Annotated in this window: 17 protein-coding genes; 11 read left to right on the forward strand and 6 right to left on the reverse strand. The window is 70.8% G+C overall.

Annotated features, from left to right (window positions below; translation table 11 throughout):
- Positions 1 to 12: 12 nt before the first annotated feature.
- Positions 13 to 216: a hypothetical protein gene (locus ACTIE5_RS10205; protein ID WP_439549590.1), complete on the reverse strand. Its 204-nt coding sequence runs from the start codon at positions 214 to 216 to the stop codon at positions 13 to 15.
- A gap of 142 nt (positions 217 to 358) precedes the next feature.
- On the reverse strand, positions 359 to 598 hold the full coding sequence (locus ACTIE5_RS10210) for a hypothetical protein (protein ID WP_439549591.1): 240 nt from the start codon (positions 596 to 598) through the stop codon (positions 359 to 361).
- 193 nt (positions 599 to 791) lie between these two features.
- Here ACTIE5_RS10210 and ACTIE5_RS10215 point away from each other — a divergent pair, with 193 nt between their 5' ends.
- From ACTIE5_RS10215 to ACTIE5_RS10235, 5 genes are all read left to right on the forward strand, one after another.
- On the forward strand, positions 792 to 1,880 hold the full coding sequence (locus ACTIE5_RS10215; protein ID WP_439549592.1) for an Ldh family oxidoreductase: 1,089 nt from the start codon (positions 792 to 794) through the stop codon (positions 1,878 to 1,880).
- 14 nt (positions 1,881 to 1,894) lie between these two features.
- Positions 1,895 to 2,794: an isocitrate lyase/PEP mutase family protein gene (locus ACTIE5_RS10220; RefSeq protein WP_439549593.1), complete on the forward strand. Its 900-nt coding sequence runs from the start codon at positions 1,895 to 1,897 to the stop codon at positions 2,792 to 2,794.
- A complete protein-coding gene (locus ACTIE5_RS10225) occupies positions 2,791 to 3,519 on the forward strand; it encodes a haloacid dehalogenase type II (protein ID WP_439549594.1) in 729 nt (242 codons plus the stop codon). Before ACTIE5_RS10220 ends, ACTIE5_RS10225 begins: the two co-directional genes overlap by 4 nt.
- Before the next feature lie 128 nt (positions 3,520 to 3,647).
- Positions 3,648 to 4,013: an NfeD family protein gene (locus tag ACTIE5_RS10230; protein ID WP_439549595.1), complete on the forward strand. Its 366-nt coding sequence runs from the start codon at positions 3,648 to 3,650 to the stop codon at positions 4,011 to 4,013.
- Positions 4,014 to 4,146: 133 nt separating this feature from the next.
- Positions 4,147 to 5,337 (forward strand): class I SAM-dependent methyltransferase, encoded by a 1,191-nt coding sequence (locus ACTIE5_RS10235; protein ID WP_439549596.1) that lies wholly within the window; start codon positions 4,147 to 4,149, stop codon positions 5,335 to 5,337.
- A 30-nt stretch (positions 5,338 to 5,367) separates the two neighbouring features.
- On the opposite strand, the gene ACTIE5_RS10240 is transcribed toward ACTIE5_RS10235, so the two are convergent.
- From ACTIE5_RS10240 to ACTIE5_RS10250, 3 genes are all read right to left on the reverse strand, one after another.
- Positions 5,368 to 5,973 carry a GIDE domain-containing protein gene (locus tag ACTIE5_RS10240; protein ID WP_439549597.1) on the reverse strand — a complete coding sequence of 202 codons (606 nt, stop codon included), beginning with the start codon at positions 5,971 to 5,973 and terminating at the stop codon, positions 5,368 to 5,370.
- A gap of 445 nt (positions 5,974 to 6,418) precedes the next feature.
- On the reverse strand, positions 6,419 to 6,793 hold the full coding sequence (locus ACTIE5_RS10245) for a glyoxalase superfamily protein (RefSeq protein ID WP_439549598.1): 375 nt from the start codon (positions 6,791 to 6,793) through the stop codon (positions 6,419 to 6,421).
- Entirely contained in the window at positions 6,790 to 7,785 is a 996-nt protein-coding gene (locus tag ACTIE5_RS10250; protein WP_439549599.1) for a Bug family tripartite tricarboxylate transporter substrate binding protein, read from the reverse strand. The genes ACTIE5_RS10245 and ACTIE5_RS10250 overlap by 4 nt, the downstream gene beginning before the upstream one ends.
- Positions 7,786 to 7,897: 112 nt before the next feature.
- On the opposite strand from ACTIE5_RS10250, the gene ACTIE5_RS10255 reads away from it, so the two are divergent.
- Genes ACTIE5_RS10255 through ACTIE5_RS10270 form a run of 4 tightly spaced genes read left to right on the forward strand, consistent with a single transcriptional unit; the run spans position 7,898 to position 11,464 of the window.
- Entirely contained in the window at positions 7,898 to 8,617 is a 720-nt protein-coding gene (locus ACTIE5_RS10255; protein WP_439549600.1) for a DUF1028 domain-containing protein, read from the forward strand.
- A 13-nt stretch (positions 8,618 to 8,630) separates the two neighbouring features.
- Positions 8,631 to 9,839, forward strand: coding sequence for an MFS transporter (locus ACTIE5_RS10260; RefSeq protein ID WP_439549601.1), 1,209 nt, complete (start codon positions 8,631 to 8,633; stop codon positions 9,837 to 9,839).
- Positions 9,840 to 9,870: 31 nt separating this feature from the next.
- Complete coding sequence (locus tag ACTIE5_RS10265; RefSeq protein WP_439549602.1) at positions 9,871 to 10,836, forward strand: Gfo/Idh/MocA family protein; 966 nt, start codon at positions 9,871 to 9,873, stop codon at positions 10,834 to 10,836.
- A complete protein-coding gene (locus ACTIE5_RS10270; RefSeq protein WP_439549603.1) occupies positions 10,826 to 11,464 on the forward strand; it encodes a hypothetical protein in 639 nt (212 codons plus the stop codon). The genes ACTIE5_RS10265 and ACTIE5_RS10270 overlap by 11 nt, the downstream gene beginning before the upstream one ends.
- A 7-nt stretch (positions 11,465 to 11,471) precedes the next feature.
- Here ACTIE5_RS10270 and ACTIE5_RS10275 read toward each other — a convergent pair whose 3' ends face one another.
- A complete protein-coding gene (locus ACTIE5_RS10275) occupies positions 11,472 to 12,650 on the reverse strand; it encodes a 4-hydroxybenzoate 3-monooxygenase (RefSeq protein WP_439549604.1) in 1,179 nt (392 codons plus the stop codon).
- 140 nt (positions 12,651 to 12,790) lie between these two features.
- Here ACTIE5_RS10275 and ACTIE5_RS10280 point away from each other — a divergent pair, with 140 nt between their 5' ends.
- Together ACTIE5_RS10280 and ACTIE5_RS10285 are read left to right on the forward strand one after the other, a co-directional pair.
- Positions 12,791 to 13,540 (forward strand): SDR family NAD(P)-dependent oxidoreductase, encoded by a 750-nt coding sequence (locus ACTIE5_RS10280; protein ID WP_439549605.1) that lies wholly within the window; start codon positions 12,791 to 12,793, stop codon positions 13,538 to 13,540.
- Positions 13,528 to 13,995, forward strand: coding sequence for a TNT domain-containing protein (locus ACTIE5_RS10285; protein WP_439549606.1), 468 nt, complete (start codon positions 13,528 to 13,530; stop codon positions 13,993 to 13,995). The genes ACTIE5_RS10280 and ACTIE5_RS10285 overlap by 13 nt, the downstream gene beginning before the upstream one ends.
- The last annotated feature ends 236 nt before the right edge of the window (positions 13,996 to 14,231 follow it).

Genomic DNA, 14,231 nt, shown 5'->3' on the forward strand with positions numbered 1-14,231 from the left:
ACGCCGCTCTCCTCAGGCCAGCAGGCTGTACAGCAGCAAGGCCACCACCGCCGCCCCCAGGACGAACAGCACCGCCCCCTTGGCCGCGGTCCAGCCATCGCCGCCGGTGCCGCTTTCCTCCGGGTGGGAATTGGGCCGCATGATCTTGTGGTCCCCCTCCACCGCGAAGGGATCGTGCCGGGCCGCCGCGCCCTCGGGCAGCGAATGCGGCAGCACATGGTGCGCGGGCCCCCGGGAAGTCCCCCGGGAAGTCCCCCGGGAAGTCCCCTGGGAACTCCCCTGGCTCGGGCTCGGCGCATGGGGCGGAGTCTCGTTCGGCATGGCAGCCTCCCCGACAGTGCCGGGGCAGTCTATGCCGCTACGCGGATCGCGCCAGCAGCCATCCCATCACGAGGATCACCCCGGCCGCGATCAGCAGCGCCTTGGCCAGGCCCCATAACTCGGACCGGTTGCCGCCCCCCTCATCCTCCTCCGGCAAATAGTTCGGCCGCATCGGCAGCGCGCCATGCGCGAAGGGATCGGCCCGCCCACGACGCTGCGTGGCCAGGTTGGCTGGCGCCTCGACGGCGGGCGGGGCTTCGGTTCGCTGGTCTGCCATGGGGGGACCTGTCCAGATCAACGCAGAATTCATATCGCTTGTGTCAGTCCGATGCAATCGTATCGATTTCAAGATAACGCCCCGCCAGCCCCCCCAGCCCCTCCACCCGGCCCACCCCGTTGACGCGCCGCCCCGTTGACGTGTCAGCCGGGCCGGTCCACCCCTTTCGCCCTCTCGGGGGAGAAACGCGACCATGCGCGCGACAGCAGACAGCGTGAGGGCACAGATCCTCGCCATCCTCACGGCCTGGGGCATGCCCCGGGACCTGGCCGAGGAAACCGCCACCGTCATGCTGGACACGGACCTCATGGGCGTGGACAGCCACGGCATCGGCATGTTGGCGAGCTATGAGGGCATGCGCCGCGCCGGCCAGGTGAAGCTGGACGCCCGCCCCACCGTGCTGCGGGAAGGCGGGCCGGTGGCGCTGGTCGATGGCGGCGCCGGCCTCGGCCACCCCGCCGCCGCCTTCGCCATGCGCCTGGCCGTGAAGAAGGCGAAGGAGGTCGGCGTCGGCGCCGTCGCCGTCGTCAACTCCCACCATTTCGGCGCCGCCGGCTGGTATGTCCGCCAGGCCGCGGCGGAGGGCTGCGTCGCCCTCGTCACCAGCGGCACCCGGACGCTGGCCATGGTGCCGACGCGCGGCGCCGTGCCCGTGCTCGGCACCAACCCCATCGCCTTCGCCGCCCCCGGCCGCCGCCAGTCCCCCGTGGTGCTCGACATGGCCACCACCACGGCCGCCGCCAACAAGGTTCGCGCCAAGGCGCTGCGCGGCAAGCCGATCCCGGAGGGCTGGGTGATGGATGGCGCGGGCAATCCCGTCACCGATGGCGCCGCCGCCGTCGCCCAGGTCTTCGACAAGCCCGAAGGCGGCCTCTCCCCGGTCGGCGGCACGCCCGACATGGCCAGCCACAAGGGCTACGGCCTCGGCATGATGGCGCATATCCTCGGCGCCACGCTGTCCGGCGCCTCCTTCTCCCCCATCCGGAACCGCACCCAGCGGCCGGAGGACCCCGACAATATCGGCCACTTCATGCTGGCCATCGACCCCACCGCCTTCCGCATGCCCGGCGCCTTCGAACACGACCTCGACGACATGGTGGAGGTGCTGCGCGCGACGCCCCCCGCCGACCCCGCCCTTCCCGTCCTCATCCCCGGCGATCCCGAGAATGCGGAACGCGAGGCCCGCCTGGCCGATGGCATCCCCATTCCCCCTGCCCTGGATCGCCAGATCCGCGACATCGCGCTGCGCGCCAATGTCGGCTACCTGCTCGAACAAGCCTGAAGGAAACCCAGACCATGCCGCATCCCAGCCTGCGCCAGGCGCTGAAGAACGACGAATTCATCCTCGCCCCCGGCGTCTTCGACATGATCTCCGCCAAGGTCGCGGACGGCATGGGGTTCAAGGCGCTCTACGCCACCGGCTTCGGCGTCACGGCCTCCCATCTCGGCCTGGCCGATGCGGGCATCGCCACCTACACCGACATGGTCAGCCGCATGGGCACCATCGCCAAGGGCTGCAAGACGCCGGTGATCTCCGACGCCGACACCGGCTATGGCGGGCTGCTCAATGTCCGCCACACCGTCCGCGGCTATGAGGATGCGGGCGTCACCGCCATCCAGCTGGAAGACCAGGAAGTCCCCAAGAAGTGCGGCCACACGCCGGGCCGCAAGGTGATCCCGGCGGAGGAGATGGCCCTCAAGATCCGCGTCGCCGCGGAGGCCCGCCAGAGCGAGGATTTCCTCATCATCGCCCGCACCGATTCCCGCACCGCCCTCGGCCTGGATGAGGCGATCCGCCGCGGCCTGATGTATGCCGAGGCCGGCGCCGACGTGATCTTCATCGAAAGCCCGGAGAGCGAGGCCGAGATGGCCGAGGTCGGCCGCCACATCAAGAAGCCGCTTTTCGCCAACATGGTCGAGGGCGGCCGCACCCCCATCGTGCCGGCGGACCGCCTGCATGCCATGGGCTACCGCATCGCCATCTACCCGGCGGTCGGTTTCCTGACGATCGCCGGCGCCCTGGAACGCGCCTATGGCCAGCTCAAGGCCGATGGCCATTCCAACAACATGACCGTCAACGCCGACTACAGCTTTGCGAAGATGTGCGAGCTGATGGGTTTTCCCGACGTTTGGGAATTCGACCGGAAGTGGGCGGAAGCCGCCGGCAACCTGCCGCCCGCCAAGGCCGCGGAATGAGCGGCATCGCCGGCGTGAAGGCGCTGGTCTTCGACGTCTTCGGCACCGTCGTCGACTGGCGCAGCGGCATCGCGAGGGAGGCCGCGCCCTTCCTCGCGAGGCACGGAATTGCCGTCGATCCCGCCGCCTTCGCCGATGCCTGGCGCCGACGCTACCAGCCGGGGATGGAGGCGGTGCGCAGCGGCGCCCGCCCCTTCACGCGGCTCGATGTGCTGCACCGCGAAAATCTGGAACTCGTCCTGCGCGACCACGGCCTCGACCCCGCCACGGTCCCCGAAGCCGAACTGGACCACCTGAATCGCGCCTGGCACCGCCTGGACCCTTGGCCAGACAGCGTCGCAGGCCTCACCCGCCTCAAGACCCGCTACATCATCGCCCCGCTATCCAACGGCAACATCGCGCTGCTGCTGAACATGGCCAAGCGCGCCGGCCTGCCCTGGGACGCGATCCTCGGCGCGGAAGTCGCCCAGGCCTACAAGCCCAGCCCCGCCGCCTACCTCAACACCGCCGCCGTGCTGGGATTGCGGCCGGAACAGGTGATGCTCTGCGCCGCCCATAACGGCGACCTGGCCGCGGCCCGCAGCACCGGCTTCCGCACGGGGTTCATCCCCCGGCCGCTGGAACACGGGGCGGGCCAGACGAAGGATCTGGCGCCGGCGCAGGATTGGGACGTGGTGGCGCCGGATTTCGGGGCGCTGGCGGATGCGATGGGGTGCCCGGGCTGAGGGGCTGGCGCTGAACGGCCACGAAAGGACCAATGGCGCCCGCGGGGCACATCCAGCCATCGCTTGTGTGCAGCGCGGCAGAAGGTCAGAACGAGTGCGATCCGGGTGAGGACCTGATGAACGCACTGATGGACGTCTTCTACTACGTCGCGCTCGCGATAGGCGTCCTCGCCGTTGCCGCCGTCGTCGTGCTGTACAGTTGGATTCAATTTCCGGGCGGTTTTCTTGACCGCGGGCGCGCAAGAATCGACGAGCATCTCCGGCAAGGAACGCCACACCCTCATGTCGGGAAGCTGGCCCGCGTGCAGGAGGTGATCGATCCCGGCCATTTGTGGGTGGAGCTCGGAGGCGAGGTCTGGCCCGCCAAGCTCCCGCCCTTCACGCCCACACCGCCCAACGGCGAAACGGTGCGCGTCATCAAGGTGGTGTCGAAGGTGCTGATCGTGCGGCCCGATCTGCCAGAAGCGCCAGCCGAGCCGGGTGCATCACCCTGAAGGCGCCCTTGCCACGCGCCAGGTTGCCCGCATGGCCCCGCTGAACGCCGCGACAGCACCAGGATCGCCCCTCGCTTGCCCCCTCCCCCCACCTCCGCGACACTCCCCTCCCCCGCCGTCCCACTGGATCCCCATGTCCTTCCCGCATGACGACAAGCCCTGGGCCGCCACCGCGGAATTCCTCCGCTCCCGCCTCGCCGCCCCCGATCGCGTCCTGGCGCCGGATCCCTTCCGCTTCGTCATCCCCCGCGCCCAGCGCTATGCGGAGGCCGAGGGCGCGGAGCCCCGGGCCTTCGCCTGGATCGTCGTCCACAAGGGCCAGCTCGCGGACATTCCCCGCGGCTTCCTGACGGCGCTCACCACCGCCGCGCGGCCGATCTTCGCGAATGAGGTCTTCGTCGTCTTCGCCACCGCCCCCCTGCCCGGCGACGCCGACCTGAACGAGACCCCCCATGTCCGCGCCTTCCACGCCAACCGGGACGCCCTGCCGCCGGAACCGCCCCGCCCGGCGGCGGCCCGGAGGCCCGACCACATCGCGCCGCCCCCCGCCCTCGCCGCCGCCCTCGCCACCGCCATCCCGGCCCTCCGCCCGGCCCGCGGCTTCTCCAAAGCGGAGCAGCGGGACGCGCCCCCCCGCCCCTGGCTCGCCCCCGGAGGCGTGCCCGGCGTGGCGCGGGAACGCGCCTTCCAGGATGAGACGGATCGCCTGATCGCCGACTATTTGGCCCCCAGCGCCGGGTTGGCGGTGCTCGATATCGGCTGCGGCGCCGGGCGGCTCGGCGCGCTGCTGCCGGGTGCGGCGCTGGTGGCCGGCATCGACATCGCGGACAGCGCCCTGGCCCGCGCCTTGCCGCGCCACCCCGCGCCATCCCCCTTCGCCTTCGCCCGCATGGATGCCGCACGCCTCGGCTTCGCGGAGGCCAGCTTCGACGCCGCCCTGATGATCGACACCATCGATTCCCTGGCCGACCCGGCGGCCGCGCTGGCGGAGGCCGCGCGCGTGCTGGCCCGCGGCGGGCGCCTGATGGTGACGGCGCACAACAAGGAAAGCCTGCCGCTGCGCGCCCTGCGGCGGCTGGACCTGCCCATCCCCGGGCGGGGCTTCGGCGTGCAGGAACTCACCGGGATGCTGCGCGCCGTGGGGCTGACCGTGACGCGCAGCGACGGGCTGTTCCTCTCCCCCGGCTGGGCCCTGCCCGGCGCCTCCGCCGCCCTGGCGCCGCTGGAGGAAGACCCCGAATTCGTGGAGGCCGCCCGCATCCTCGGCCGCCGCGCCGGGCCGGACTACGCCCTGGCCTTCGCCCTGCTGGCGCGGAAGGGGTAGGCGCAAGGGCTGAGACCAGCCCCGCCGACATCAGGGGCCGGCCGCCCGGCGCCGCATCGTCATGAACACGCCCGCGCCCACCAGCACCGCGCCGGCCGCCCCCTGCCCCGCCGCGGCCAGCAGGTGGCGCCGGGCCGTCGCCTCCGGCGAGAGGGTGGAGATGGCGAAATAGCCGCTCTCCGGCGCCCGGACGGCAGCGGGGCCGGATGGGGCCGGCGTCAGGCTGCCCAGCACGAACAGGGGCGCGCCGGCGGGGATCACCTCCTCCGTATAGCGCCGCGTCTCAAGCCGCCCCTGGATGGCGACGGAGGCGATAGTCGCCAGCGCCTCCCCCATGCCGGCCGCGGGCGGCGGGCCATTGCTGGTCCAGCTTTCCGTCTCCGTCCCCGTCATGGTCGCGCCCGCCGGGTCGATGCTGGCCAGGCCGGTCGCGTCCCGCAGCAATATGTCCCTGAAGCTGGTCCCGCGCTCGATCTCCACCCAGCGCTCCTGGTCCTGCCCGGCCTGCTTGCGCAGGGCTTCCACCCGGAAGCTGAACCAGTGGCAGGGCCGGCCGGTCAGCGGCGCGGCCAGCGCACCCTCGGGCGGCACTTCCGCCTGGCCCCGCAGCGCCACCGCGCGGGCCCTGCCCGGCATGGGGGCCGGCGACCGGAACCAGCCGCGCGCCCCGCACCTGCTGGCACAGCCGCCAGGACCAGGCACCGAAGGCGGCCAGGACCAGCCCGACCAGGGCCACCACGGCGCCAGCCCAGGCGGGCGCCTCGTCCAGCATGTCCAGCATCGCCCGATCCCCGCACCCGGATCGATGCTGCGCCGCCACGACAGGACCGTCCAGCCGAGGTCGCGCCCCTCGCCCGTGGAAATCCTTCGACACCCCGGTAGATTCGCGTTATGTTCCGTCCTGGCAGCGGCCGATCCATGCCCGTCGCCGGCAGCGTCCCGAAGACCCGGACTAAATGCACTAAATGTCCTAAATGCGTTTTAGAATCCGCGGATTCATGAACGTTATCAAGCACATCGCGGAATCCCTCAAAATTTGAGCGATTCTAAAATGCCCTAAATGCATTTAGTGACCTCAATGTCACACCCGGAGCTCCTCCGCGAAGGTGATCCGGTTGCCATCGGGATCGCGGAGCGAGAATTCCCGCAGCCCATAGTCGAAATCGGTCGGTGTCACCTCGATCGCCACGCCCCGCCCGGCGATCTCGGCATGCAGCGCATCCAGGCCGGACACCATCACATGCAGCTGCGCCTGGCCGAGCGCCGCCGGCGCGCGCGATGCCGGCATCAGGTTCAGCACCAGCGCCTCGCGCTCCACCGCCGCGAAATGCGGTGGATCGCCGACGCGGAAACACTCGATGCAGCCCAGCTTCTCGACATAGAAGCCGATCGCCCGCGCGACATCGCCCACCACCAGAACCGCGGAGAGTGTACGAAGCGCGGGCGCCGGGCTCATTCCACGCGGATGCCGCCCTCGCGGATCACCGGCGTCCAGCGCGCGACCTCGCGCCGGATGTGGTTCGCGAAATCCTGCGGAGAGCCGCCGACCACCGTGCCCGCCTGCGTGTCGAAGATGCGCTGCTTCACATCCTCCATCGCGGCGATGCGGCCGAAGACCTCGTTGATGCGCAGCGCCAGGCCCGGATCCATGCCCGCCGGCGCCACGATGCCGTGCCACACCGCCACCTCGAACCCCGGCAGCACGGTGGAGACGGCGGGAATGCCCGGCAGCAGCGGCGTGCCCGCCGCATTGCCCACCGCGATCGCCTTCGCATTGCCCTGCCTGATCTGGCCGAGGCCGGAGGATACGGTCGGGAAGCCGAATTGCGCATCGCCGCGGATCAGCGCCGTCACCATCTCGGCGCCCGAGCGGTAGGGCACATGCACCATCTGGATGCCGGCCTCCTTCAGGAACAGCGCCATGAACAGGTGGCTGCCATTGCCGTTGCCGGCGGAGGAATAGGTGAAGCCATCCGGCCGCGCCTTCGCCTGCGCGATCACCTGCTGCACCGTGGTGGCCGTGACCGTCGGATGCGCCATCAGCACCGCCGGCAGGCTCACCAGGTGGATGATGGGGGTGAAGGAGGTCGGCGGATCGTAGCTCAGCGTCGGGATGAGTTCCTTGCCGATGGCATTGGCGCCGATATCGGCCATCATCAGCGTCAGCCCATCCGGCCGCTCGCGCGCCACCGCCGCGCCGGCGATGGTGCCGCCCGCGCCGGGCCGGTTCTCCACCACCAGCGTCTGGCCGCCCGTCACCTCGGCGAATTTGGCGGCGACGGTGCGGGACAGCGTGTCGATCGCGCCGCCGGCACCGAAGGGGACGATCAGGCGGATGGGACGGTCCGGCCAGGCGCCCTGCCCGAAGGCCATGCGCGGCATGAGGGCGGGCGCGGCAAGGACAGGCAGGGCCGCGAGAATGCTGCGGCGCGAAATCGGCTGGCGCATGGACGATATCCTCCCGTTGGTGAACTTAGCCGCAAAATGGCCGCAGACCCCCTGGCGCGCAACGGCACTTCGGCCTGTAGTCTGCGCCCTATTCTAGAGTCGGAACCTCGCCATGACCTGGTCGGTCGTCGCCCATGATCCGGAGACGGGCGCCTTCGCCGTCGCCGTCACCACCTGCGCCTTCGCTGTCGGTGCCTCCTGCCCCTTCGTCCGGTCGGGCGTCGGCGCCGTTTCCACCCAGTCCATGACCAATCGTTACCTCGGTCCCGCCGTGCTGGATGGCATGGCGCGCGGCCTGTCGCCCGCCGCCGCCATCGAAAGCGCGCTGGCGGCGGATGAGGGCCGGGGCCTGCGGCAGATCCACGCCGTGGACCGCCACGGCCGCAGCGCCGCCTATACCGGCAAGAACTGCGTGGAGTGGTGCGGGGATGTCACCTCCGCCCATGTCTCCTTCGCCGGCAACATGCTGGCCGGCCCCGCCGTGCTGGCCGATACCTACGCCGCCTTCGCCGCCAACCACGACCTGAAGCTGGCGGAGCGCCTGCTGGCGGCCCTCGATGCCGGGGAAGCCGCGGGCGGAGACCGTCGCGGCCGGCAATCCGCCGCGCTGGTGCTGACGACGACGGAGGATTTCCCGGACCTCTCCATCCGCGTCGATGACCACCCGCTGCCGCTGGTGGAGTTGCGGCGGCTGTATGACATCTGGAAGCGGGAGCGCGCGCCGCATCTGCGCGAACAGCCCTCCAAGTCGCGGCCTTCCGGCATCACGGATCTCGACATGATCGAGGGCCGCTGGATCCGCCAGGGCCTCGACATCCGGCTGAGGCGCTGACGGCGACAGCGGGATGAAGGCCTGGGTCGCGGCGCTGTCGGCCACGCTGCTGATGCAGACGGTCGGCAGCTTCCTGAACCAGGTCATCCCCGTGGTGGCGCCGCTGATGATGAACGACCTCGGCCTGCCGCCGCAGACCGTGGGCAATTTCTCGTCGCTGAATACCCTTGGCGCCATAGCATTTCTTCTGTTCGGCACGCCGCTGGTGGCGCGGCACGGGCCGCTGCGCATGATCCAGGCGGGTGCGGTCATCGGCAGCGTGGCGCTGGTGGTGGCCTCCCTCGGCCATGCCTGGCTGATGCCGCTGGCGGCGCTCATGCTGGGCTTCGGCTATGGCCCGACGGGGCCGGCCGGCAGCCGCATCCTCCAGCAGCACGCGCCGAAGCGGCACCGCGTGCTGATCTTCTCCGTGAAGCAGGCGGGCGCGCCGGCGGGGGGCGCGCTGGCGGGCTTCCTCGCAGCCCCGCTCGCCGCCGCCTTCGGCTGGCAGGTGGCGATGTGGGTCGCGATCGGCATCGCGCTGTGCTGTGCCGCCTGCATCCAGCCGCTGCGCCCGGCGCTCGATGCCGAAAGGGACGAGACGCGGAGTTGGCGCGAGAGCCTGACCTTCCGCCGCCTGCTGGTGCCGCTGGTGGCGCTGCGGATGCACCCCGTGCTGCCGCCGCTCACGCTCCAGGCCTTCGCCTTCGCGGGCCTGCAGGGCAGCCTGTTCAGCTTCACCGTCACCTGGCTGGTGGAGGAGCACGGCATGGGCCTGGCCGCCGCCGGCAGCATCTTCGCCGCCATGCAACTGGCCGGCGTCACGGGGCGGCTGGTGCTGGGCTGGGCGGCGGATCGCCTCGGCGATGCCACGCGCAGCCTGGCGCTGCACGGGCTGCTGGCCGCGGGGCTTTCGGCGCTGTGGATCACCTTCGGCGCGGGCAGCCACTGGCTGGTGGCCTTCCCTCTGGCGATCCTCTCCGGCTTCACCGCCGCCAGCTGGAACGGCATCTTCCTGGCGGAGGTCGCCCGCGTCTCGCCGCCCGATCGCGTGGCGGAGGCATCGTCGGGCGCCATCCTGCTCTGCTTCCTCGGCTACCTGACGGCCCCCACCGCCTTCGCCTGGGCGGTCACCGCCACCGGCAGCTGGCGCCTGCCCTTCCTGACGGCCTGCGGCGTGCTGGCGGTGGTTTCCTGCATCGTCTTCGCGCTGCGGGCTGGACGGGACGGCACGGCACGTTAAAGCCCTGCTGATAGTGGGAAGGATGGGGCGCATGGCAGTCAGGCTCGGCATCGTCGGCTTCGGCATCATGGGCGAGAGGCTGCTGCGCGCGGCGCTGGCGCATGACGCGACTGAAATCGCCCCCGTCGCGGTCTGGGACCCCTCCCCCGACGCCGCCACGCGCCTCGCTGCCATCGCGCCGGGGTTGCCGATGCTGCCCAGTGCGGAGGCGGTGATCGCGGCCTGCGACGCGCTCTACATCGCCTCCCCGCCCTCCTCCCACATCCCCCATGCCGAGGCCGCCTTCGCCGCCGGCCGCAGCGTTTTCCTGGAAAAGCCCCTGGCGAGCGACCTGCCCGATGCCCGCCGCTTCGTCGCGGCGGCCGAGGCTTCCGGCGCCCGCGCCGCCGTCAACTTTCCTATGGCCTCCTCCCCCGCCGTGGCGCAGCTTTCCGCCTGGCGCGGGGAGATCGGCAGCCCGCGCACCCTGTCCATCACTGCCGATTTCGCCCACTGGCCGCGCGCCTGGCAGATGGGCGCTTCGTCCTGGCTGGCGAAGCGCGCGGATGGCGGCTTCACGCGGGAAGTGCTGTCGCACTTCCTGTTCCTGACGCGGCGCCAGCTCGGCCGCCTCACGCTGCTCGACCGCGACGCGACCTTCCCCGCGGGCGATGGGGCGGAGACGGCGGTGCGCGCCACGCTGATGGCCGGCGACACGCCCGTGGCGCTGCGCGGCGGCGTGGGCACCACCACGGCGGATGAGGCCAATGAATGGCGCCTGTCCTGCGAGGGCGGCAGCATCCGCCTGCGCGACTGGTCCTTCGCCGAGAAGCGCGACGCCGACGGCAGCTTCCGCCCCGCCCAGGACGCGCTGCCCAATGCAGAGATGCGCCCGATGGTGCTGCGCGGCCAGCTCTCCAAGCTCGCGGCACTGACGCAGGGCGGGCGCGTCGACCTCGCCACGCTGCGGGAGGCGCTGGAAGTGCAGGAGATCGTCGAGGCGATCCTTGCGGGCTGACCGCCGCGCCGTTCTGGCGCTGCTGCTCGCGGCCACCCCGGCAGCCGCGCAGCCGCGCATGGTGCCCACCACGGCAGACACCGCGGCTGGCGCGGCGCTGGTCGCGCGGCTGCGCCAGGGCGGCCTGGTGCTGTTCTTCCGCCATGCCGACACGCGGGGCGAGAATTGCGACATCAGCTTCCGCATCGGCGACCGCCCCGGCCAGCGCAACATTTCTTCCAGTGGCCGCGCGCAATCCGTGCTGATCGGGCAGCGGTTGCGCGATCTCGGCATTCCGCTCGCGCAGCCGATCCTGGCCGGCCCCGTCTACCGCGCGCGGGACACGGCGGAGCACGCCTTCGGCGCCGTGGAGGTCACGGACAGCCTGCTGGCCGATGACTATGCCGGCGACCGCCTGGCCTGGGTGGTGGCGGAACATCGCCGGCTGTTCGGGGAGGCGCCGCCGCACGGCAGCAACCGCGTGCTGGTCGGGCACCGCACGCCCGCCATCATGGTGTTCGGCGACCCAGTCGCCGGCCGCACCTTTCCGGAGGGCGCCGCGCTGGTCATCGACCCGCGCGGCCCCGCCATCCTCGGCATCCTGGAACTCGCGCCGCTGCCCGGCGGCGGTTTTCATTCATGCGGCTGATGCGCCCTCACACCTCATAGGGCAGGCCGACGTAGTTTTCCGCCAGCGTCGTCATCGCCGCCTTGCTGGTGGAGACGTATTGCAGCTCCGCGACCTGCACGCGGTGCTCGAAGGGGTCGTTGCCGTCGAAGCGGTGCAGCATCGACGTCATCCACCAGGAGAAGCGCTGCCCCTTCCAGATCCGCCGCAGGCAGATGTCGGAGTAGCGGTCGAGTAGATCCGTCTCACCCTTGGCGAAGAAGCGTTCCAGCCCGCGCGCCAGCACGCGGATATCGGCGATCGCCAGGTTCATGCCCTTGGCGCCGGTCGGCGGCACGATGTGGGCGCTGTCACCGGCCAGGAACAGACGGCCGTGGCGCATCGTCTCGCAGACGAAGCTGCGCATCGGCGTCACGCCCTTCTGGAAGATCTCGCCTTCCTCCAACTCGCCGCCGACACCGAGGCGGCGGTGCAGCTCCTCCCAGATTCGCGCATCCGGCCACTCGCGAATATCTTCATCCGGCGTGCATTGGAGGTAGAGGCGGGAGACGGTGTTGGACCGCATGGTGGCGAGCGCGAAGCCTTCGCGGTGGCGGGCATAGATCAGTTCCTCCGATACCGGCCTCGATCGCGACAGGATGCCGAGCCAGGCGAAGGGATAGACGCGCTCGAAGATCTGCAGATCCGGGATCGCGGGGCGGCAGATGCCGTGGAAGCCGTCGCAGCCCCCGATGAAGACGCAATCCAGCACCTGGTCCTGGCCATCATGCCGAAAGGTGATGCGGGGATTGTCGCTGGTGACGTCATGCACCGCCGCATCCTCCACATCGAAGAGGATCGCCGGATTGCCGGAATGGGTGCCGGCGGCGAGCCGCGCGGCGATGAGGTCCTTCACCACCTCCTGCTGCCCATAGATCGTGACCACGCGGCCCGTGAGGTCCGTGACCGGGATGCGATGGCCGATGCCGTCGTAGCGCAGTTCGATCCCGTGATGGACCAGGCCCTCCCGGTGCAGCCGGTCCGCGACACCCGCTTCCGTCAGCGTGTCCACGCTGCCCTGTTCCAGCAGACCCGCCCGCACCCGTTCCTCGACATAGGAGCGGCTGCGCGCTTCCAGCACCACGCTGTCGATGCCCTGGAGGTGGAGGAGATGCGACAGCAGCAGCCCCGCGGGGCCCGCGCCGATGATGCCTACCTGGGTGCGCATGGGAAACCTCCTGACTGTTATGATACATAACTATTAGGCGTATCATGCCCCATTCCGCCGGCGCCGTCACGGCCCCCTTTCGCAGGGATCGGTTCCGGCCGAAGCTGCCCGCTGGCACGGCTTTCACGGAGGAATCGGGCATGGCGGATCGCAAGGTGGCGGTGGTGACGGGCGGCGCGCGGGGCATCGGTCGCGGCTGCGCCCATGCGCTGGCGGAGCGCGGCTTCGACCTGGTGCTGGTGGATTTGCTGGCGCCCGAGATGGCCAACACCAAGGCCGAGCTGGAAGCCATGGGCCGCGAATGCCTGACCTTCGAGGCCGATGTCGCCGACCACGCCCGCGCCAAGGAGATCGCCGCTTCCGTCGAAGCGGAATGGGGCCATTGCGACGTGCTGGTGAACAACGCCGGCAAGTCCAACCCGCGCACCATCATGGAATGCCCGGAGGAGGAGTTCGACCGCACCATCGCGATCAACCTGAAATCCTGCTTCAACTACATCCAGGCCTTCGTGCCGCTGATGCGGAAGGTCGGCGGCGGGCGCATCGTCTCCATGTCCAGCCTCAACGCGCACACCGGCGGCGTCACCAGCGCGGTCAGCAAATTCGCCTATGCCAGCGCCAAGGCCGGCATCCTCGGCATGACGCGGGCGCTGGCCAAGGAACTCGGCCCCGACATCGCCGTGAACGCCGTCTGCCCCGGCGTGATCGAGACGGAGATCGGCAATACGCTGACCCGTTCCCGCGGCGCGGAACTCGCGAAGAAGATCGCGCTGGGGCGCGTCGGCAAGCCGCAGGACGTGGCGCGCGTCGTCGCCTTCCTGGCCGCGGAGCAGCCGAACTTCATCACGGGCCAGCACATCGTCATCGATGGGTTCCAGTGGGAGATCTGACCCGGCGCCGTGCCGTGCTGCTGCTGGCGCTGGCGGCCTCCGCCTGCGCCGGGCCGCCGCCGCTGCCGCCGGGCGCGCGCCCCGATTTGGCGCGGGAATGGGTGACGCCGCAGGGCTATCGCTGGCCGCCGGATAACGGCTTCGGCGAACGCGCCACCTACCTGGTGCTGCCGCCGGGGATGCTGCTGGACCGCTTCGGCCAGGATAATGGCCGCTTCTTCAGCCCGCGTGGCGCCGCCTTCGGCGCCCGCGCCCTGCCGAGCGACTGCGCGACGCTGCCCTACCGGGTCTATCGGGTGCAGGCGCCGCTGGTGGCGCGGGTGGGCTATGCCCTGCCCTGGTTCGGGGAGCCGGGCGGCGCGACGCAATTGCTGACGGATGCGACCGTGGCGCAGCTTCTGGCCGATGGCACGCTGGTCGCCGTGCCCGGCGGGGAAGCGCCCTGCCCCCGCTGAGCGATCCCGTCGCCGGGCGCCGGGCGGCGTGGCTGCTAGCGCCTGGATTCCTGCTGGCCCTTTGGCAGGCCAGCCGGGGCGCGGTGCTGACGCGCCTCGGCATTGTCAGGCGCTTCATCCTGTTCGCCGGGGCGCCCCCACGGGAAAGCGCATCGCTCACGCCTCCGTGAGGCATCACTCCCTGCCCTGGTGACGCCGCATGGCCGTCGATATCGTCCGTTAACCATGCGGGCCGT

The organism is Falsiroseomonas sp., assembly GCF_051859025.1.
In the GTDB taxonomy this organism is placed as follows: domain Bacteria; phylum Pseudomonadota; class Alphaproteobacteria; order Acetobacterales; family Acetobacteraceae; genus Falsiroseomonas.